The 18,590-nt window shown below is 38.0% G+C and carries 18 protein-coding genes; 7 read left to right on the top strand and 11 right to left on the bottom strand.

What is annotated here, in order from left to right:
• Window positions 1-145: 145 nt before the first annotated feature.
• The 6 genes from GVN22_RS23890 to GVN22_RS23915 form a co-directional block, all read right to left on the bottom strand.
• A complete protein-coding gene (locus tag GVN22_RS23890; RefSeq protein WP_166553525.1) occupies window positions 146-1,735 on the bottom strand; it encodes a glycerol-3-phosphate dehydrogenase/oxidase in 1,590 nt (529 codons plus the stop codon).
• 326 nt (window positions 1,736-2,061) lie between these two features.
• Entirely contained in the window at window positions 2,062-2,538 is a 477-nt protein-coding gene (locus GVN22_RS23895) for a DUF3299 domain-containing protein (protein WP_205691025.1), read from the bottom strand.
• Between the two features lie 86 nt (window positions 2,539-2,624).
• Window positions 2,625-3,878 (bottom strand): FtsX-like permease family protein, encoded by a 1,254-nt coding sequence (locus GVN22_RS23900; protein WP_166553526.1) that lies wholly within the window; start codon window positions 3,876-3,878, stop codon window positions 2,625-2,627.
• A gap of 43 nt (window positions 3,879-3,921) precedes the next feature.
• Window positions 3,922-4,638: an ABC transporter ATP-binding protein gene (locus GVN22_RS23905; RefSeq protein WP_205691026.1), complete on the bottom strand. Its 717-nt coding sequence runs from the start codon at window positions 4,636-4,638 to the stop codon at window positions 3,922-3,924.
• 208 nt (window positions 4,639-4,846) lie between these two features.
• On the bottom strand, window positions 4,847-5,251 hold the full coding sequence (locus GVN22_RS23910; RefSeq protein WP_166553527.1) for a type II toxin-antitoxin system HigA family antitoxin: 405 nt from the start codon (window positions 5,249-5,251) through the stop codon (window positions 4,847-4,849).
• Window positions 5,252-5,254: 3 nt separating this feature from the next.
• Complete coding sequence (locus GVN22_RS23915) at window positions 5,255-5,551, bottom strand: type II toxin-antitoxin system HigB family toxin (protein WP_166553549.1); 297 nt, start codon at window positions 5,549-5,551, stop codon at window positions 5,255-5,257.
• Between the two features lie 579 nt (window positions 5,552-6,130).
• Here GVN22_RS23915 and GVN22_RS23920 point away from each other — a divergent pair.
• Window positions 6,131-7,207 (top strand): alpha/beta hydrolase, encoded by a 1,077-nt coding sequence (locus GVN22_RS23920; protein WP_166553528.1) that lies wholly within the window; start codon window positions 6,131-6,133, stop codon window positions 7,205-7,207.
• Between the two features lie 205 nt (window positions 7,208-7,412).
• Here GVN22_RS23920 and GVN22_RS23925 read toward each other — a convergent pair whose 3' ends face one another.
• Together GVN22_RS23925 and GVN22_RS23930 are read right to left on the bottom strand one after the other, a co-directional pair.
• Window positions 7,413-8,618, bottom strand: coding sequence for a GTP-binding protein (locus tag GVN22_RS23925; protein ID WP_166553529.1), 1,206 nt, complete (start codon window positions 8,616-8,618; stop codon window positions 7,413-7,415).
• Window positions 8,594-8,983, bottom strand: coding sequence for a MerC domain-containing protein (locus GVN22_RS23930; RefSeq protein WP_166553530.1), 390 nt, complete (start codon window positions 8,981-8,983; stop codon window positions 8,594-8,596). Before GVN22_RS23930 ends, GVN22_RS23925 begins: the two co-directional genes overlap by 25 nt.
• A gap of 202 nt (window positions 8,984-9,185) precedes the next feature.
• Here GVN22_RS23930 and GVN22_RS23935 point away from each other — a divergent pair, with 202 nt between their 5' ends.
• The 3 genes from GVN22_RS23935 to GVN22_RS23945 all read left to right on the top strand — a co-directional run bounded on the left by GVN22_RS23935 (window position 9,186) and on the right by GVN22_RS23945 (window position 11,781).
• On the top strand, window positions 9,186-9,740 hold the full coding sequence (locus GVN22_RS23935; RefSeq protein ID WP_166553531.1) for a hypothetical protein: 555 nt from the start codon (window positions 9,186-9,188) through the stop codon (window positions 9,738-9,740).
• 210 nt (window positions 9,741-9,950) lie between these two features.
• A complete protein-coding gene (locus tag GVN22_RS23940; RefSeq protein ID WP_166553532.1) occupies window positions 9,951-10,931 on the top strand; it encodes a glycosyltransferase family 2 protein in 981 nt (326 codons plus the stop codon).
• Window positions 10,932-11,034: 103 nt separating this feature from the next.
• The gene (locus GVN22_RS23945) at window positions 11,035-11,781 is read left to right on the top strand and encodes a DUF5672 family protein (protein ID WP_166553533.1); all 747 of its coding nucleotides are present in this window, start codon (window positions 11,035-11,037) and stop codon (window positions 11,779-11,781) included.
• Between the two features lie 25 nt (window positions 11,782-11,806).
• Here the strand turns inward: GVN22_RS23945 and GVN22_RS23950 are convergent, their stop codons facing one another.
• The 3 genes from GVN22_RS23950 to GVN22_RS23960 form a co-directional block, all read right to left on the bottom strand.
• Window positions 11,807-13,021, bottom strand: a complete 1,215-nt coding sequence (locus GVN22_RS23950) for an acetyl-CoA carboxylase biotin carboxylase subunit family protein (protein WP_166553534.1) — start codon at window positions 13,019-13,021, stop codon at window positions 11,807-11,809.
• Between the two features lie 388 nt (window positions 13,022-13,409).
• On the bottom strand, window positions 13,410-14,870 hold the full coding sequence (locus GVN22_RS23955; protein WP_166553535.1) for a M17 family metallopeptidase: 1,461 nt from the start codon (window positions 14,868-14,870) through the stop codon (window positions 13,410-13,412).
• 107 nt (window positions 14,871-14,977) lie between these two features.
• On the bottom strand, window positions 14,978-15,199 hold the full coding sequence (locus tag GVN22_RS23960) for a DUF2795 domain-containing protein (RefSeq protein WP_026997867.1): 222 nt from the start codon (window positions 15,197-15,199) through the stop codon (window positions 14,978-14,980).
• Between the two features lie 538 nt (window positions 15,200-15,737).
• Between GVN22_RS23960 and GVN22_RS23965 the strand changes: the two genes are divergently transcribed.
• From GVN22_RS23965 to GVN22_RS23975, 3 genes are all read left to right on the top strand, one after another.
• Window positions 15,738-16,361: a hypothetical protein gene (locus GVN22_RS23965; RefSeq protein WP_166553536.1), complete on the top strand. Its 624-nt coding sequence runs from the start codon at window positions 15,738-15,740 to the stop codon at window positions 16,359-16,361.
• 153 nt (window positions 16,362-16,514) lie between these two features.
• Window positions 16,515-17,252: a copper homeostasis protein CutC gene (locus GVN22_RS23970; protein ID WP_166553537.1), complete on the top strand. Its 738-nt coding sequence runs from the start codon at window positions 16,515-16,517 to the stop codon at window positions 17,250-17,252.
• Window positions 17,253-17,345: 93 nt separating this feature from the next.
• Window positions 17,346-18,305 (top strand): N(4)-(beta-N-acetylglucosaminyl)-L-asparaginase, encoded by a 960-nt coding sequence (locus GVN22_RS23975; protein WP_166553538.1) that lies wholly within the window; start codon window positions 17,346-17,348, stop codon window positions 18,303-18,305.
• Window positions 18,306-18,590 lie beyond the last annotated feature (285 nt).

Raw genomic sequence — 18,590 nt, forward strand, 5'->3', positions numbered from 1 at the left:
GGTTAGGGGTTAGGGGTTAGGGCAAAACGCTTCCACATCCTATCTACTCGCTTTTTCAACTTTTTCGAAAAAAACTAAACCCTATACCCTCACCCCTATACCCTAAAAACACTTTGTGCCTCTGTGCCTGATCACTCAAAAAACACTAACCCCTATCCCCTGACCCCTCAGCATTCAATACCTCCTCCACATACCACTCTGCTTTGGCTGCGGCGTCGGCATCTCTGAGGGCAAGTCCTAGTCTTCTGAAAAGGACGTCTTCTTTTGTACAAGCCATTTCGTGACGTACTGCATACACTACTTCAGCTTTGATAAACGGATGACCTACTACTAATAGGCTTTTGAGATCGGTATCTTCGTTAGATAACTCAAGGACTTTTCCTGCATTGTTACCATATTTTTTCATTAAATGCTGTGCAACTTCAGTCGAAACTTGGTATTTATTTACTAGCACTTTCCAATCATCAAACTGGTACCCCTCTCCTCCAAACAATATTTGCTTATCGGTAGAACATTCCGCAACAGGTTGTTTAAGTACATTTTCTTGTACCATATCCACTGTGTCTTTCGCCATCAAACGGTAGGTTGTCCACTTTCCGCCCATGATACTAACCAATTTCGAACGCTTATCGATTTCTACCTCATGGTCACGCACAAGCGATTTGGTTTCAGAATCCAGTGCTGTATGAAGCTTAGCCTCCAACAAAGGACGTTGTCCCGCAAAACCCGAAGTAACATCTTTTTCTGTCACAGGTGTTTCCAAATAGCGGTTCACATAATCAATCAGATACGTACGTTCGTAATCCTCTAGTTTAGGGTTTTCGCTCAGTTGGTCTTCTTCATCTGTTGTACCTACCAAAAGATGGTCTTGCCAAGGTATCATAAAAATTACCCTACCGTCATCAGTTTTCGGAACCAAGATAGCTGCATCACCTTGAAGATACTTTTTAGGCAAAACAATATGTGCTCCACGGCTCACCTTGATACGTGGCTTCATTTTGCTATTGGCCATTTTACGAATATGGTCGGCAAAAGGTCCAGTGGCATTAACAAATGCTTTTGCATGAATCTGAATTTCATCTCCCGAAAGCAAGTCTTGCGCATGTAGCGTTTTGATACGACCTGTATCTTCGTTTTTAACAAACTTATTTGCCTGTACATAATTGAATGCCACAGCACCCTTTTCTACCGCTGTTTGCATCAGGGCTAAACAGTAGCGAGCATCGTCGAGCTGTCCATCATAATATAACACCGCCGAGTTCAAACGCTTTTTCTTTAGCTCAGGTATTAACTCCAAAGCCTCTTTTTTCGAAAGTCTTTCGCTAGATGAGATATTTTGCGAACCAGCAATCCACTCATACATTTTGAGTCCGATGGTATAGTAAATGCTTTCGATAAAACTAAAACAAGGCGTTAACAAAGCTAAAGGACGAGAAAGATGTGGGGCATTTTTCAACAATATTTCACGCTCTTTCAATGCCTTTTTTACCATCTTATATTGTTCCCAATCCAGTTTTTTGACTGCTTGCTCCAAATATCGAACACCTCCATGAATAAGTTTAGTGGATTTGGAAGAAGTTTGTGAAGCAAAATCATTTTTATCAATGATTACCACTTTCAAACCTCGCAGTACTGCATCGAGGGCAATCCCTGCGCCCGTAGCACCTGCCCCGATGATACACAAATCAAATTGCTCAGTTTGACGTAGTTTTTGGAGTTGAGAATTTCTATTCATTTTATAAATTTGATTAGGGATATAAAGAAGCTGAGTACTTCGATATGGGGAAATTATTATTAAAAAATCGTCTGAATTTAACAATCTCTTGGAGGTCTTTCAAAAGAAAAAGCCATTGAGATTGTTTTGAGTATAAAGTACTATAAATAAACAAGCTACTTAAAAAATAGTTATAAATCTTGATAAGTTCACGAAGAAGTCAAAAACTAGCTTTTTTCCCCAAACATTTGTTACAATTCTATCTTGTATAATCCCGTGTAAGGGCATAAAAAAAGTCCCACTAAACTAGCGAGACTTTCTTAATATATCCAGAATTTATTCTACTCTTATTCCACTAAGTCAGCGTCTTCAAGAATGTAATTCATTTCGTAAATATCATCTGCATTCAGTTTCAATTTACCTGTGAAAGTGTGCATTTCGTCTGTTTTGTATTTTTTTGAACCTCCTTTTTTAGGTTTCAAAGACATTACAGATTCAGGGCCAGCGCCACCACAAAAGAAACATTGGCTATAAGGGAATGCCGACAACACATACACGTTGGTAGCGGCATCTACAGGAATCACATATCCTTTGATGGTAACTTCCTTATGCTCTAACTTTTTTATTGATGCCCCAAAGGTTGGGTACAACATATAAATAGATTCTTGTGGATACCATTTCTTTTTGAATACTACATCCTTCAAAATTTCCCATGTCAGTTTTTCGCCTGGTGCTACCATGCGCAATGCAGGATGCTCATGAGCCAAAACGCTCGTGCTGATTAATAAGCTAGCAAATACAAAAGATAGAAAGCTCTTTTTCATTGATACAAAATTTAGTTTTTAGTGTTGAAATCGTAAATTCAAGTTTGCCTGTAGGATTTTCACTCTTAACTCATCAGTACTCCTACTTAATCATCCGCCAGAGTTCTTGATATATCTATTTTGTAAATACCTAAAGAAGGAATCGCTGCCGCTAATAATCCAATTATCAATGCTCCTGCCAATAACCACAACTCTTCGGTCAACAAAGATAAAACGCCAAAGTCATAATGAAAGTTTTGTTCGACATTCTGCGCCATAACTCCCAAGCCTAATCGACTTAGCAAAATACCCAAAACATACCCTATAACACTGATAATCAAACCTTCTGACAACAAAAGTAAAAATAATTTTGTACGGCTCGCTCCCATCGATAGCATTAATGCCATTTCATATTTTCGCTCTTTTAACGAATTATATAAGGAAACAAATACACTAATGCCCGAAACAATGATAATGACTAAGGCGATTAGCTTCAGTGTATCAATACCAACACCCATCAAGGCAAACAAACGATTCATTTCAATGGCAGGCGTAGCAGTCTGCATCGTTGAGTTTTCGTTGATACTTCTCGAAATCATCATACCCATGGCTGGGTTTCTAAATTTTACGAGCATCGCCGTGATTTCCTTTTCATCCTCATGATGCTCTTCGCCTTGTTCGCTGTGTTCGTCTTCGGTAAGCAATTTCAAGGCATTGGCTCCTTTTCCTGCTTCTTCTGCTTCATGATGCTCGTGTACTGCCCACACACTTTCGAGTGGGGTTATCAATACTTGATCCAGAACCGAGTTGCTTTGCTTTAGAACTCCTACCACTTTGAATTTACTTTCTTCGTGATGGTCACCCTCGCCATCATAGCCATGCTGACTTGCAAAAGAATCACCTACTTTGAGCCCTAGATTACGAGCAACTTTGGCTCCCACTACAATTTCTAAGGCATTTTCGAATGTTTTTCCCTGCTCAAACTCGCCCTGAAAATGTTCAATATATTTGGGAGTTGTGCCAATAATACGATAGCCTTGATAGCTATCGCCCATCGAAAGTGGAATCGCTGACTGTACCATTGGGTTACGGGTAAAACGCATCGCCTCCTCCATTTTGATATTACCTGTTGGCGAGTCTATCTGATATACTGCTGCCAAAATCAATTGTAGAGGACTTCCTTTGGCGCCCAATACCATATCTATTCCTTGAATATTTCGGGTAAATTTTTCTTCTAATTGTTTGCCAACCAGTAACAACAAAGAGATAATGGCTATCCCTAACGACATCAGTAAGATACTCAGGAAACTGGTTAGGGGTTTATCTTTTAGGTTTTTCCAAGAAATATGTAATAAGTTCATTTTTAGTCGATTTAGTAATTTGTCACAAGATTTATTCAAAACTCTATAAGTACAAGTGCTTCTCGAAAACATCTTTGAGACGCTGATCATGGGTTACCACCACTAGACTTGCTCCTATTTCAGAAGTTTGAGTTTTTAGTAAATCTATTACGCGCAAACAGTTATCGTCATCGAGATTGGACGTAGGCTCATCTGCCAAAATCACAGAAGCATTATTCATCAACGCTCTGGCAATACTCACACGTTGTTGTTCACCTTGTGACAATTGTGTTGTTTTTTTAGCAAGATGATCGGCAAAGCCTAGACTTTCGGCTAAGTGTTGAGCTTTTTCTTTAGCTAAAGACTTATTTGCCAAATAGTTAGCCAACAGTAAATTGTCTAATACGCTTAGCGAGTGTACAAAATGAGGTTTTTGATAAATAATCCCCACATTGGCAGCACGAAACGCTGCTGCTTGAGCACTATCAAAATGACTTATTTCTTGATTATGAATTTGAATAGAACCACCCGTTGGCTTCAATAAAAGCGCCATTAGGTGCAAAAAAGTAGTTTTACCACGACCAGATTTCCCCAAAATCAACATAGTTTCGCCATCAGCACAACTGAAATCGGGAAACGTAAATTGTTTGGTCGGAACATTAGATTGAGTCGGATACGCAAAAGTTAATTGTTGAGTAGCTATCACAGTTGATGAATATGTTTTGGGTTGATAGATAATTGAGCGAGTAAGCCTTTGTAATTCATCAAATGCTATGATCAAGCAAAATATCTGCTTGATAAGAATCGGTTTTTAGGAATTGGTATAATTTTCAGTTCCAAAAGCTAATACCTTCATTCATTTCGCACAATACAATATTTTCTGTCTGTAAATGAGTCAGTTTTTATTACAAATATAAACACTAAGCTCATCAAAACGCACCGAACTGTGGGTTATTCAGAGGATTTAAAGATATTTTAAAGATGGGGTTTTACATGGCTAGCAATATCTCGGCAGGGATTCCTAAATGATGATAGAGATTTTTAATGACCTTTAGCGTAAGCGGCCTTTTTCTATTAAGTATTTCAGAAACACGATTTTCACCACCAAAATATTTGGCGACCTCTTTTTGTGATAAATTAAGCATTTCCAAGCGTTGTTTGATGGCGTCTATAGCATCTAATTTTTCGACAGGATAATGCTTTTTTTCATATTCAATTGCCAAAACAGTAACTGCCTCTAGAATATCCAAAGCTTTATTTCTAATGGATTCATCTTCAATCAAATCTGCATCAACTAGATTTTCAATGATCTGGCTAGCATTATGATATTCTTCTTCTGTTCGAATGGGCTTGATTACAATGGAATCAAGGGCTGATATTTGCTGATTTGTCATCCTTCAAAGGTTTTTTATATCTTCGATTTTATCGTATTCTTTGTGAGTACCAAGAAATCTAACAAAAACAAGTTTACGAGAATACTCGTACTTAGCCACTAATCTGTATTTATTATGGCATATATTAAATACAATTCTCCCATTCCCAACGGTATCCGCATCCTTAAACAATGTGATGACTTCATTTGGGCTATTGAAATCATACTCTTCATTCACTTCATACCAAGTTTTTAATGAAGATTCAGAGTCGGGATATTTATTCCAAAAATCTCTAATGGTTCCTTTCGTAAATATTCTCATAGCAAATATAATAAAAATTCCCAAAATGGGAATTTAAGCTTAAACTGATTGTCAGCATATTTTGAAACTTTAATAGTTTATACTGTCAATTTTCTCAGAAATGGATTTGAAAACAAATAAGATATTTTGATGATTCTAAGGATGAATCAACGAAGATGCGAATGGTAGGTTGGTAGAATTTCATGATGTAGCCATTTTCAATTATTTTAATCAAATATATAGTTTTGAGTTGCTTTCTCCTAATTCGCTTACTTTCTTGTTTGTTCATCGCCTATAATGCGATTATAAGAGATTATCTAATAATTAGTTAGATACTTTAAACCTTGGCTTTTGTCTTGTTTCTAAGTTTTTTACTTTAGAGTAGAAAGTTCTTAACATTGGCTTTATCATTCTATCATAAACACCCAATGTATAGTTATCATTTGTTAATTATGCGTTTCTCAAAGTCCAATTTTGGTAAAATTTAGCATGTTTTTGCTAATTTATTATAGAAGTTTTCAAATTTAGAATAGCATAGAACAGCTAATTTGCTAAATTTGCGTCCACTTTTGAGGAACAGCAATTTTTGAGTAGAAAGCTATGAGTAACAACGTATTATATTTTGAACTAACCACCCCAGTTGAAGACGACCGCCCAATTTATATATCTGGCAATTTTAACGGGTGGCTCCCCGACAAGGAAGATTTCCGCTTGAAGAAAACAGAGGAAGGACGATATGTGTTGAAGTTTCCACACTCTGTACCACTTCCTGAAAAACTTGAATACAAGTACACCAAAGGTGGCTGGAATCAAGTTGAGTTGGATGAGTTTGGTAACGCTACTTATAATAGAGTAGTTACCAAAAAACTAGGTGTCATGCACGACTTTGTGCCACACTGGCGCTTAGACGGTTCCAACTTGCAACAAGACTTAATGCCTGAAATCCGCTTGATTTCTGATTCATTTGATATGCCTCAGTTTGATACCAAACGTGCGGTATATATCTTGTTGCCTCATGATTATGACAAAACCGACAAAAAATACCCTGTCATGTATTTGCAAGATGCTCAAAACCTTTTCCAAGAAGGTTCTGAATTCGGCAACTGGGGTATCGACAAGCAGTTGGCGGTATTAGCATCTCGTGGTCATGGCGATGTGATTATTGTGGCTATTGCACACGGTGGCGAAAATCGTTACAAAGAGTATTCTCCATACAATAACCCTAAATTGGGTAAAGGTGAAGGTCGCAAGTATGTACAATTTATTAGCCGTACTTTGAAGCCTTATATCGATGCCAACTTCCGTACCCTCACCGATCGTGAGCATACAGGTATTGGTGGTAGCTCGTTGGGTGGTTTGGTGAGTATTTATGCAGGATTGATGTATCCAGAGGTATTTGGAAGATTAATGCTGTTTTCGCCGTCGTTATGGATTTCTCCAAATATTTATTTCGATGCGATTGACTTTTTGAGTCATTTACCTGCTAAGATTTATGCTTATGCGGGTGGTGGCGAAGGTCATTCTATGATTCCAAATGTTGAAAAGCTCAAACAAACGCTTACCCGTCAAGGTAACAAGAAGATTGAAATCAATCTTTCTCTTGACCCTGAAGGAAAACATAACGAATCACAATGGGGCAAAGAATTCCCTAAAGCCATCGAATGGTTATTCTTTTAATCATTGGGTGATTTGTAAATGAGTGATTTAGTGATTTTTTATCCCATAAAAAAGCCATCTCCCACGGGAAGATGGCTTTTTGCATCACACTACCTTTATATAAAATTTTTGTATTTCAAAAATTACTAGTCCTAGACCAAGTCGCTCACTAGATAACAATACAAGCGCATATTCACTAATTCACAAATCACTCATTCACAATTATTTAAAACTCAGGAAATGGATCTTCAAACTTTTTCTTGGCTTCCATTTGTTTGATTTCCTCCACCGTACAAAGACAATCTTGTAGTTCCTTTATCAATAATTCTTTGTCTAAATCTTGCCCAATAATCACTAATTCATTGATACGGTCGCCAAATCGTTCATCCCAACGCTTCATGATTTCGTCTTTTGAGTCTTTCCAAGCAGGATAAAAAGAACGCTCCCACTTGGGTACGCCAGCCCACCATTTCCCTGCATAATCTGCACGAAGCGAACCACCCGCCTGTCCCCAATTTAGGGCATCTTTAGGTCTTGAAGCTAACCAAAATAAGCCTTTAGAACGAATAATTCCTGCATGCCAATGTTGATTAATGTAATTCCAAAAACGTGTAGGATGGAATGGACGGACGTCTCTAAAGACAAAAGAGCTAATGCCATATTCCTCCGTTTCGGGCGTATGACTCCCCTTTTCTAATTCTTGAATCCAGCCTGCCGATTGCGAGGATTTTTCAAAATCAAACAAGCCTGTATTGAGAATATGGGAGGTTTCAATTTTTCCAAAAGTCGATTCTACAACTTTAGCATCAGGGTTCAATTTCTGAATAATGGTCTTTAACTCCGCAACTCTTTCGCGAGGAAGCAAATCTGTTTTGTTCAAAACAATGACATTGGCAAACTCTATTTGGTCTGTCAATAGGTTTACGATGGTGCGTTGGTCATTAGGATCTTCGTCATTGAGGCCGCGAGTCCAGACAGTATCAATAGAGCCAAAGTCTTTGGCAAAGTTAAAGCAGTCAACCACCGTCACCATCGTGTCTAGTTGGGCAAAACGAGAAAGGTCAATTCCGCTGTTTTCATCAACATACGAAAAAGTTTGAGCCACAGGTAAAGGCTCCGATATACCCGTGGACTCTATGAGCAAATAATCAAAACGCTGGTCTTTGGCAAGTTTTTCTACCTCCACCATCAAATCTTCACGAAGTGTACAGCAGATACAACCATTGGACATTTCGACCAGCTTTTCTTCCGTTCTTGAAAGTACATTTTCTTGTTTGACCAACTGAGCATCTATATTGACTTCACTCATGTCGTTGACAATTACTGCTACTTTCAAGCCTTCTTTATTGTGTAAAATATGATTGAGCAAAGAGGTTTTTCCAGCACCCAAAAAGCCACTCAATACTGTTACCGGTAATTTTCTATTTGACATTTTTTACAAAATTTTATGTTAAAATAATGTGTTGTAATCAACCCCAAAGAGGCAATCCACCCCAAATACTGCGCAAACCAAACTTGGTCTTCATAGAGTAAAGCCCAAACAAAAACGAGATACGCCACCCAAAGTCCTATGCGGATGCCTTTGGGCGTATGTTTATGTGAACTCGTCCAAACGGCTATCAAGCCCAAGCCTATAAATAAATAATCCCAAGTAGGATGATGCGCAAACCCCAAGCTCTCCAACTGAATCTCCCATTTAAACAATAGCATAATCGGCATCAGCATACAATGTATGAGGCATATCCCCGAACTAACTATGCCTACATAATCAAAAGTGTTTTTTCTCAAATTTTCCATAAATGCAACATTGTTGCAAATATAGAATATCAAAATTCATTTTTGCAACATTATTGCGAATATTTAAAATATGTTTTTATATTTGCAACATCATTGCATTAATTAAAACAAACAAAAATCAACGAAAACACTTTGTCAGGCACTCTCAAATTACCTTTTGCTACAACTGACATTCGTAGTCCTTTTTTTAATACACTCATTTATGAAAAACTTACGTAAACCCCTCACAATTTTGGCTTTAGCCATTGCTGTCATTACCGTTAGTAGTTGTAAAAAAGACGCTCCTGACCCTGTACAGGATAGCGAAAACCTTACGACGTTAAAGCTCAACTTTACATCGGGAGGTGTCACCAAAACATTTGCATTTAAAGATATTGATGGTATCGGCGGTAATGCTCCTGTAGTAGATAACATCAGCTTAGATGCCAACAAAACTTACAGTGTAACGGTACAGGTATTGGACGAAAGTAAAAGTCCAGCAGAGGATATTACATCAGAAATAGAAACCGAAAGCTTTGAGCACCTGTTCGTGTACACGCCAACGCCAAGCAATTTGTTGACCATTACTCGTACCGATAAAGACAATAGAAATCTGGAAGTGGGCTTAAAAGCTTCGGCTGTGACTACCAATGCAGGCACAGGAACATTGAGAGTCGTATTGTATCACCAACCACCACAAAACGGTGTGCCAATCAAAGATGGTACAGCTAAAGGAAGTACAGACTTTGACGCACAATTCAATGTAACAATCAAATAATTTGCCTAGTAAAATGTGGTGGTGATAAAATACTTTTGGTATTTCATCCATTTTATCAACACTTTGTACCTATACCTCTTAGTATCGAATCTGCAAAAACCTCTATATTTGTGTGTTTTTGCAGATTTTTTTATGCTTATAACTCCTAAAGCTAAGTTTTTCAAGAATTTACAAAAAGGGTTATAAAAGCTCATATACCAACCAATCTCGATGATTTCAGTAGCGCTTTGCACCTACAATGGTGCCAAATATCTAGGTGAACAATTAGAAAGTATTCTGAACCAAACTCGCTCGGTCAATGAAATCGTAATTTGCGACGACCGCTCTACCGATGCCACTGCTGATATTGTCAAAGCTTTTCAAGACAAAGCTCCTTTTCCGATATATTTTTATAGAAATGACTCACAACTAGGCTCAACCAAAAACTTTGAAAAATGTCTTCAATTGTGCCAAGGAGATATTATTTTCTTATGTGATCAAGATGATTATTGGATGCCCGAAAAGGTTGAAAAATTAGTAGACTATCTCGAAAAAAATCCTCAGCAACAAATGGTATTCAGTGATGCTGGTATGATGGATGAAAAATCAGAGCGCATAGCAGGAAATATTTGGCAGGAAGTCATGTTTGATGATAATATGCAAAAAATCTGGCAAGCAGGTGGCGCTGCACAGATTTTATACAAAGGCTATGTGGTAACAGGTGCTACGGTAGCATTACGTAAAAGTGCATTGTCCAAAATGTTGCCTTTCCCTACATCGGTAAAAGATTTGATTCATGATGCGTGGATGTCTATTTCATTGGCGCTCAAAAATCAGATTGGTTTCGTCAATGAGGAACTCATTTTGTACCGTCGTCATAGTGCTCAACAAGTAGGTTTTGGCGGTGGTGGCGAAGCTGTTAGTTTCAAACAACGTTTTTCGAGACCTCGAGCCGAAAAACTCCTTCCCATTCAGGAAGAATTATATCGTTTAGAATCTACTTTGGCTTTACTCAAACAACATTATCCAGAAGTACCTGCTAGTCAATTCGCCAAATTGGAATCACATCGAGATTTTGTCAAATTTAGGCTTGAATTACCTGAAAATCGTTTGTTAAGAATATTCCCTGTTACACTTAAGTTTTTGACAGGCAAATACTACGACCCTCAAAAACATTGGTGGAAAACTTTATTGGGGGATATAATAGAATAAGTTTTAGAGGGGTCAGGCAAAAAGGGATTAGTAAAAAATGTCTATTTTTTCTGTTCCCTTTTTGCCTATCCCCTATTGCCTAAAACCTTAACCAGCAAACACAATGTCCAAACATATAAAAGCTAATCCAAAGAAAAATCAGGTTGCAGTGGTGATACCAATGTATAAACCTGATATGACACCGTTTGAGCAAAAGTCTTTTGAACAGTGTATCAAAATTTTGGGGCACTATCCTATTGTCATTATAAAACCTGAGTCTTTGGATTTGGAGCATTTGAAGCAACAGCACGCTGCTATTCAATTTCAAAACTTTGAGGATAAATATTTTAAAGGTATAGAAGGCTACAATGCCTTACTAACGACCGTGCATTTTTATGAAGCATTTACAGCTTACGAATATATGCTGATTTATCAGTTGGACGCTTTTATTTTTAGTGATCAACTCACAGAGTGGTGCAATGCAGGTTTTGATTATGTGGGCTCACCTCATATCGAACCTGAACGATGGAATATCGGAAGCAAACTTCCAGGGAATTATCACCAATTTCGTAGAATTTTTATGAATGGAGGTTTTTCTTTGAGAAAGGTCAAAGCTATGATTCGCTTCTTAAAGGTTTTGAAGTTTTTCAAAAAGGAGTGGATTTCAAATGAAGATGGTTTGTTTTCGCTTCACTTTATTCAGCTTCGTCCATATAGACCATTACTAAAGCTTCCTAATTGGCAACAAGCATTAAAATTTGGTTTTGAACAACATCCTCAACTCTGCTATGAACTCAATAATCAACAACTCCCCTTCGGCTGCCATGCTTGGGAAAAATATGATTATGAGTTTTGGGAAAAATATATGTAAAAGGCATTAAGCTGCTTACAGCTTTTTAATTTGTTGGCTTATCGGGTACTGGTGCTGACGCGTGGTAACCATCAAATACCACTTGGGCATATTTGTCTAAAAGTTCTTTTACACGCTCCTGCGATTCAGACTTTACAATTACGCCTACATGAAACTCTTCGTCCATACGCCAACAAACTTCCGAATCATCAAAAATCATAGGATCGGTATATCGCTGACGAGTCAAGGAAATCAAGATACCAGCATAGGTATTTTGCACTTCGGGTAAAGTATATTCCAGATTACGAGCCATAGCTGTTTCGATATTTGCCCATTCGCGCCATAAGTTAATACCCGTAGCAGCCTCAACCATTTCGGCCAAATGTGCTCCTCCTACTCTTGAGGCTGTTTCTAAAAAGATAAACTTTCCTGTCTCGTGGTCACGAATAAACTCGGTATGGCTTGCACTAAATTTCATTCCGAAGGCTTTCAATACCTGTTCATTCATTTCTTTTAAAGCCAAATCTTCCTCCGAGCCAACTTCCACGGTCATAGAGCGGAACACTCCACCACCATGCGCTACTTCCATTGGAGTTGATAAATAGCGACTACAGCGTGTAAAAATCGGCTGACCACCCACCGTCAAGGAATCTACATGGTAAACATCCCCTGGGCGAAACTGCTCCACCAGATATTCAGGACGACGTTCGCCTAAGTAATGCACCACCTCCCACAATTGTTCTGAGTTATGGACTTTACGAATACCTGTAGCCGAAGCCTCTGAGCGAGGTTTTACCACACAAGGAAACTGCACTTTTTGGGTAAACTCAAATACGTCATTATCATTAAACAAAGATGAAAACATTGGCACATTAATTCCTGCCTCCTCTGCTTTCATACGCATCGCTAATTTATCTCTAAATAACCGTCCTGTGGTTTGTCCCATGCCAGGAATACGAAAATGCTCGCGGAGATGAGCTGCTTTTTCTACATCAAAATCATCGAGTGCGACAATACGGTCTATTTTTCGGGAGCGCATCGCATAACCTAACCCAAGAATAATCTCTTGAATATCTATACTTCCATCGGGTTTCTCTTCTACGTAAAAAAACTCATCGACGGCTTCACGTGCCCACGGACGATGCTCTAGTTTTTTATTGGTCAACAAGAAAACCCTATTTCCTGCTTGCTTACAAGCACGCAAAAACTCATTGCCTTTGAAATAGGTTGAGATACATAAAAAGGTTAATTCTTTTGTCATAAAGTAAAGGGCTATATCTGTTTTGGTTAGAGTGTCTTAGAGGTACACTAAAAGAAGATACCAGAACTAAAAGGGCAGAAAGTCTCAATGCTATGCAACAACACGACTTTATTGATTAAAGCCTTTGATACCTTTCTTAAATATAGCAAAAAAGATGGGGATTGAAAGAAAAACAGAAAGGAAAATATTTAGGAAACAGGCATAAAGTGAAAAATAATCTTGTTACTAGACAAAACGAATAAAAGCGATTCAAGCGTTGCGACACCTTCAGATAAAGAGTGATGGGTTCAGTTTCAAAACTATTAAAAAGCTAGTCCAAGACTTAGTCTTGAACTAGCCATTCAATCAAACACTCTTTGCCTTGTGCCTCGTTGCCTGTTGTCTTCTTTTACAAAACTCCTTCAATAAAATCAATCAACAAACGAATACCATAGGCAGTGCCCGCTCGGCTTGGAACGAATTCTGTATCACCAAAGGCTGTACCTGCAATATCGAGGTGTGCCCAGCTATTATGATTTTCGGTAAAAACTTCCAAAAATTTAGCCGCAGAGATAGCTCCTGCCATAGGTTTTCCCGAATAATTCTTGACATCGGCTATATCCGAAGCTATATCTTCTTTATACAAATCCCACAAAGGCAGCCTCCACAAACGTTCTCCTGTACGTGAACCAGCGTTACTAAGACGAGTTGCCAATTGGTCATTGTTGGTAAATAGTCCTGCTGCATGATAGCCCAATGTCGAAATGCAACTTCCCGTCAAAGTAGCCAAGTCAATTAGATAATCGGTTTTATAATTTTTGACCATATACCCCAATCCATCCGCCAAAATCACGCGTCCTTCAGCATCAGTGTCGATTATTTCGATGGTTTTTCCTAAATAAGAACCAATAACATCGCTTGGCTTAAAAGATTTGGCGTCTACAGCATTTTCACAAGTAGGCACAACCCCTATAATGTGCACAGGAAGTTTGAGTTTGGCTGCTAATTCTACCGTACCTAACACTGCGGCAGCTCCTCCCATATCCGATTTCATAAGGTGCATATTGGTAGAGGATTTGATAGAAATACCTCCTGTATCAAAAGTTACCCCTTTACCTACCAACCCAATTGTTTTTTGTGGCAAAGGAAAACGATATTCGACCACAATCATAGCAGGGTCATGCTCACTTCCTTGACCTACCGCTAATAACGCCTCAAAACCATCTTTCTCTAGGGCAGGTCGGTCGATGATATGAGCAGAATAACCAAATTTTTGTGCAGAAGCTACAGCCCAGTCACATAAGACCTGGGGCGTTTTCTTGTTGGCTGGAGCATTCATCAAATCAAAAATCTCCATTTGAGTTTCGGCTGTGGCAATGCCTTTATCAACTAAATTTTTGGCATTTTCACCGAATAATTCACCAGCGACTAGGTTAATCTGACCATTTTGACCAAATACCTCTGAAACAGTTTCACTTTCTGTTTTGTAGAGTTTGCTGTTGTATTGTCCCAACACAATGCCATTGGCAACCCATTCGAGTTGCTCAAGATTCAAAGACGAAACGATAATATCTATTTTGGCAGCTATTCTTGTTTTTTGGTGATGAAAGAAATAGCGTAAAGCCTTGATTACTTGTGCAGAGTCAGCATTTTTTCCTAATCCTAAGAAAAATACTTTTTGGGCTTGAGCGGTATAAAACGAAAACGTTTCTTTTAACTCAGCCTTAAACTCCTTCGCTAAAATATCTGCGTCAAATGCTTCAGACTGGGCAATAGCGTGTAACTGTGTGGATAAGTTATCACTTTGATTTAGTACATATAAGCGGCTTTGTGCCTGTGTATCGAGAGAAGAAGAAAGAATAAGAGACATAGCTTTAAAAGTTTACAGCAATCGAGTAATAGCTTTTAGCATTACTGACTACCAAATGGACCTCAACCAAAAATGCCACCTTGGAGGTGGCATTTTATGAGGATTAATTAATATTCGTCTTCATTAAAGAAGAAGTCGTCTTTTGTAGGATAATCTGGCCAGATTTCTTCGATACTCTCGTAAGGTTGACCATCATCTTCCAATTCTTGTAGGTTTTCGACTACTTCTAACGGCGAACCTGTACGGATCGCATAGTCAATTAATTCATCTTTTGTTGCTGGCCAAGGAGCATCTTCTAGGTATGATGCAAGTTCTAGTGTCCAATACATATTCTTTCTCTAAATTTGGTTACTGATTAAACGAAGGTAATAGAGCAAACAACTGACTATAAATTAATTATGTCTTTTATAAATGCTTATTTTACCCCTATTTTTTTGATTGATTTAATAGGACTGCAAAAGTACAAGTTTTTTGAAATTACCAACATTACTGGTTTGTAATTATTTAGATAATTCAAATAAATTTTCAAAATGATAAATATGGGGTTATTTGCCTACCTTTTTTCTCTATTTCTACAAAAAAGCCCAAATACTATCTCTATTTTGATTTTCTCATGCGTAATTAACTAATTTTTCTATAAAAAAGTATATTCAAAACCCTGTTTTTTTCTGAAAAGTGCCTTTAATTTTTGGGTTTTTACGAAAGAGACACATAACTAATTGATTATGAATCTATAGATACCTATATCCTAACAAAATCTTCTCCCAACGATTTTACTTAAATAAGATTCTGGATATTGTCTTGAAGAATATTCTATCACGACTATATTTGCAGCATATTTTACACTACATTAATTCTTCACACTCTATGAAACATTTCAGTCTAAAAAAACTCCTTTACTACGCACTATTCTTATTATTCTCTCCTACGGCTCAAGCTCAATTTATTAAAATCGACAATGGTATTCTGTTTAGTTCATTCAGAAATGAGCTCAAACTCGATATTCTTACTCAAAGAAATACTAGTTATGCCACCGCCCTTGGGATTGATTATTTACAGAAAAAGCATTTTTATTTATCTTCTCAAATAGGTTACCTACAAGTCGGTGGACACGAGCAAGACGATACTCTTTTGGGTACTGGATTTGATCACGCTTGTGAACAAACAAGTTTTATTCATCTCAATACTCAATTTCGCTATTTGATTACTACAGAAAAACCCTTTAGCCCCAGCGTTTTTGTTTCACTTGGTCCATTTGCCAATATTCTTTCTGGAAAAAAAGAATTCAAAAGTTACTACCAAGGTTATAACTTCCAAAATTTGTATGGGGGACTCAAAACAGAGCTTGGTATTACCAAAGACTTACATAGCGTAAGATTAGGACTTGTCGGGAGCTATATGTACAACCTCTCTCCTACGGCCAAATCTTCTGCCCTTGAGCTAACCAGCCAAAGCTACAGCATTATGTTTACCCTAGGTTACCGTATCTAAGCTATTCAAACATGAAACTTTGGTATTTTTTTACCGTTAAATAAAATCTTGTTAAGTACTTATTAAATTTTTTTATTAAATGATTCATCAAAAGTCACGTGAAATGATACCTTTACATATATTTTAAAAATCCCTTTTTTCTGGTAATATTTTATGAAAATTGAAATTTGCGCTTACTCGCTCGAATCATGTATCGCTGCCGAGCAAGGAGGCGCCAATCGTATCGAACTGTGTGCTTCGCCTTACGAAGGTGGCACAACTCCATCAGCAGGACTTATTCAACTAGCCAAACAACATACTTCTATCGAGGTGCATGTCATGATTCGTCCACGTGGTAGCGATTTTTGCTACTCAGCATTGGAAATTGAGCAAATGAAACAAGATATGCTCTCTGCCAAACAACTCGGAGCAGATGGTTTTGTTTTAGGTATTTTAGAAAAAAATGGTCGTGTCAACGTTGAACAGACAAAGGCATTCGTCGAAATAGCTCATCCTCTGCCAGTTACTTTTCACCGTGCCATCGACATGACTCCTGATTATCTTCAAGCACTCGAAGATATTATTGAAGCAGGTTGCAAACGTGTCCTAACTTCAGGACAAAAGAATCTAGCGGAAGAAGGAGCTGACAATCTTAAAGCGTTAATTGAGCAAGCCAATGGACGTATTGAGGTGATGATTGGAAGTGGGGTAAATGTTCGTAATGCTCTGAAATTAGCAGAATTAAAACCTAATGCATTACATTTTACGGGCAAATCAACCAGAGATTCCGAAATGGAGTATAGAAAAGAAGATATTGTCATGGGCGGTCTTTCGGAAGTACCCGAATATGGTGTGATGTATTCAAATGTCGAAAAAATTCGTGCCGTGGTAGCACTATTCAAATCTGCTTAGCATTTTTGAATTCTATTTTTATAGATTGAGTAACAACTTATTTGAATAACTGAACATACCTCCACCGTACCCCAAACATCCAATTTTTCAGATATGAAACGTCGTACCTTTATTCAACAAACCTCTGCTTTGGCTGGACTTTCTACCTTAGCAGCTCATCAAACTCAAGCTCAAAATTCAGCTCCTGCTGAGTTTCCGATTATTATTTCTACTTGGAACAACGTCAAAGCTAATGAAGCTGCTTGGGCGATGGTTCAAAAAACAGGTCGTGCACTCGATGCTGTAGAGGCTGGCGCATGGGTTCCTGAAGCAGACCCCAATGAAATTACGGTAGGTTATGGCGGTTTGCCCGACCGTGATGGTCATGTTACCTTGGATGCTTGCATCATGGACGAAAAGGGTAATGCTGGCTCGGTAACTTTTCTTGAGGGTATTATGCACCCTATTTCGGTAGCACGTGCTGTGATGGAAAAAACTCCACACGTAATGTTATCGGGTGAAGGAGCCTTGCAATTTGCTCTTTCGCAAGGTTTCAAAAAGCAAAACTTACTAACCGAAAGTTCTAAAAAGGCTTGGTTGAAATGGAAAAAAGAATCTAAATACGAGCCAAAAATTAATATCGAACGCCACGATACCATTGGGCTTTTGGCATTAGGCAAAAAAGGCGAAGTATCTGGAGCTTGTACCACTAGCGGTATGGCTTACAAAATGCACGGCCGTGTAGGTGACTCTCCAGTAATTGGTGCCGCGGTATTTTGCGACGATGAAGTGGGCGGTGCTTGTGCCACAGGCTTAGGAGAGTTTGTATTGAAAACCCTAGGTTCATTCCTTATTGTAGAGCTGATGCGCAATGGACATACACCACAACAAGCTTGTGAAGCTGCGATTATGCGTATTGTCAAACGATATAACTACAAAGAATTCCAGATTGGTTATTTGGCTGTTAATAAAAAAGGCGAATATGGTGCATATTCAATTCAAAAAGGTTTTAGCTATACGCTTACCAAAGAAGGTGTCACCAAAGTTTACGATTCAGATTATTACATGAAGTAAAAAGAATAACACAGCGTTTAAAGACATAAAATAGCGTTGACGATATTTTATTAATTCTATTCTTTAATTCCTGTAGATGCAACAAATCCCTTCAAGCTTTCATTTGTAGTTTGAAGGGATTTTTTATGAGCCAAAAAATAATAACTTATTATTCGGGAAAAGATTTTCCGTCTATGACTTAAAGAACTATTCAAAGAAATAATTGTACATACCTTATTCTACACAACTAAATAGGCGTACTTATAAAATGGTAAAAATAGTATATATTAAAGTCATTATATTTAC

It is taken from the genome of Cellulophaga sp. BC115SP (assembly GCF_009905545.1).
GTDB lineage: Bacteria > Bacteroidota > Bacteroidia > Cytophagales > Spirosomataceae > Flectobacillus > Flectobacillus rivi.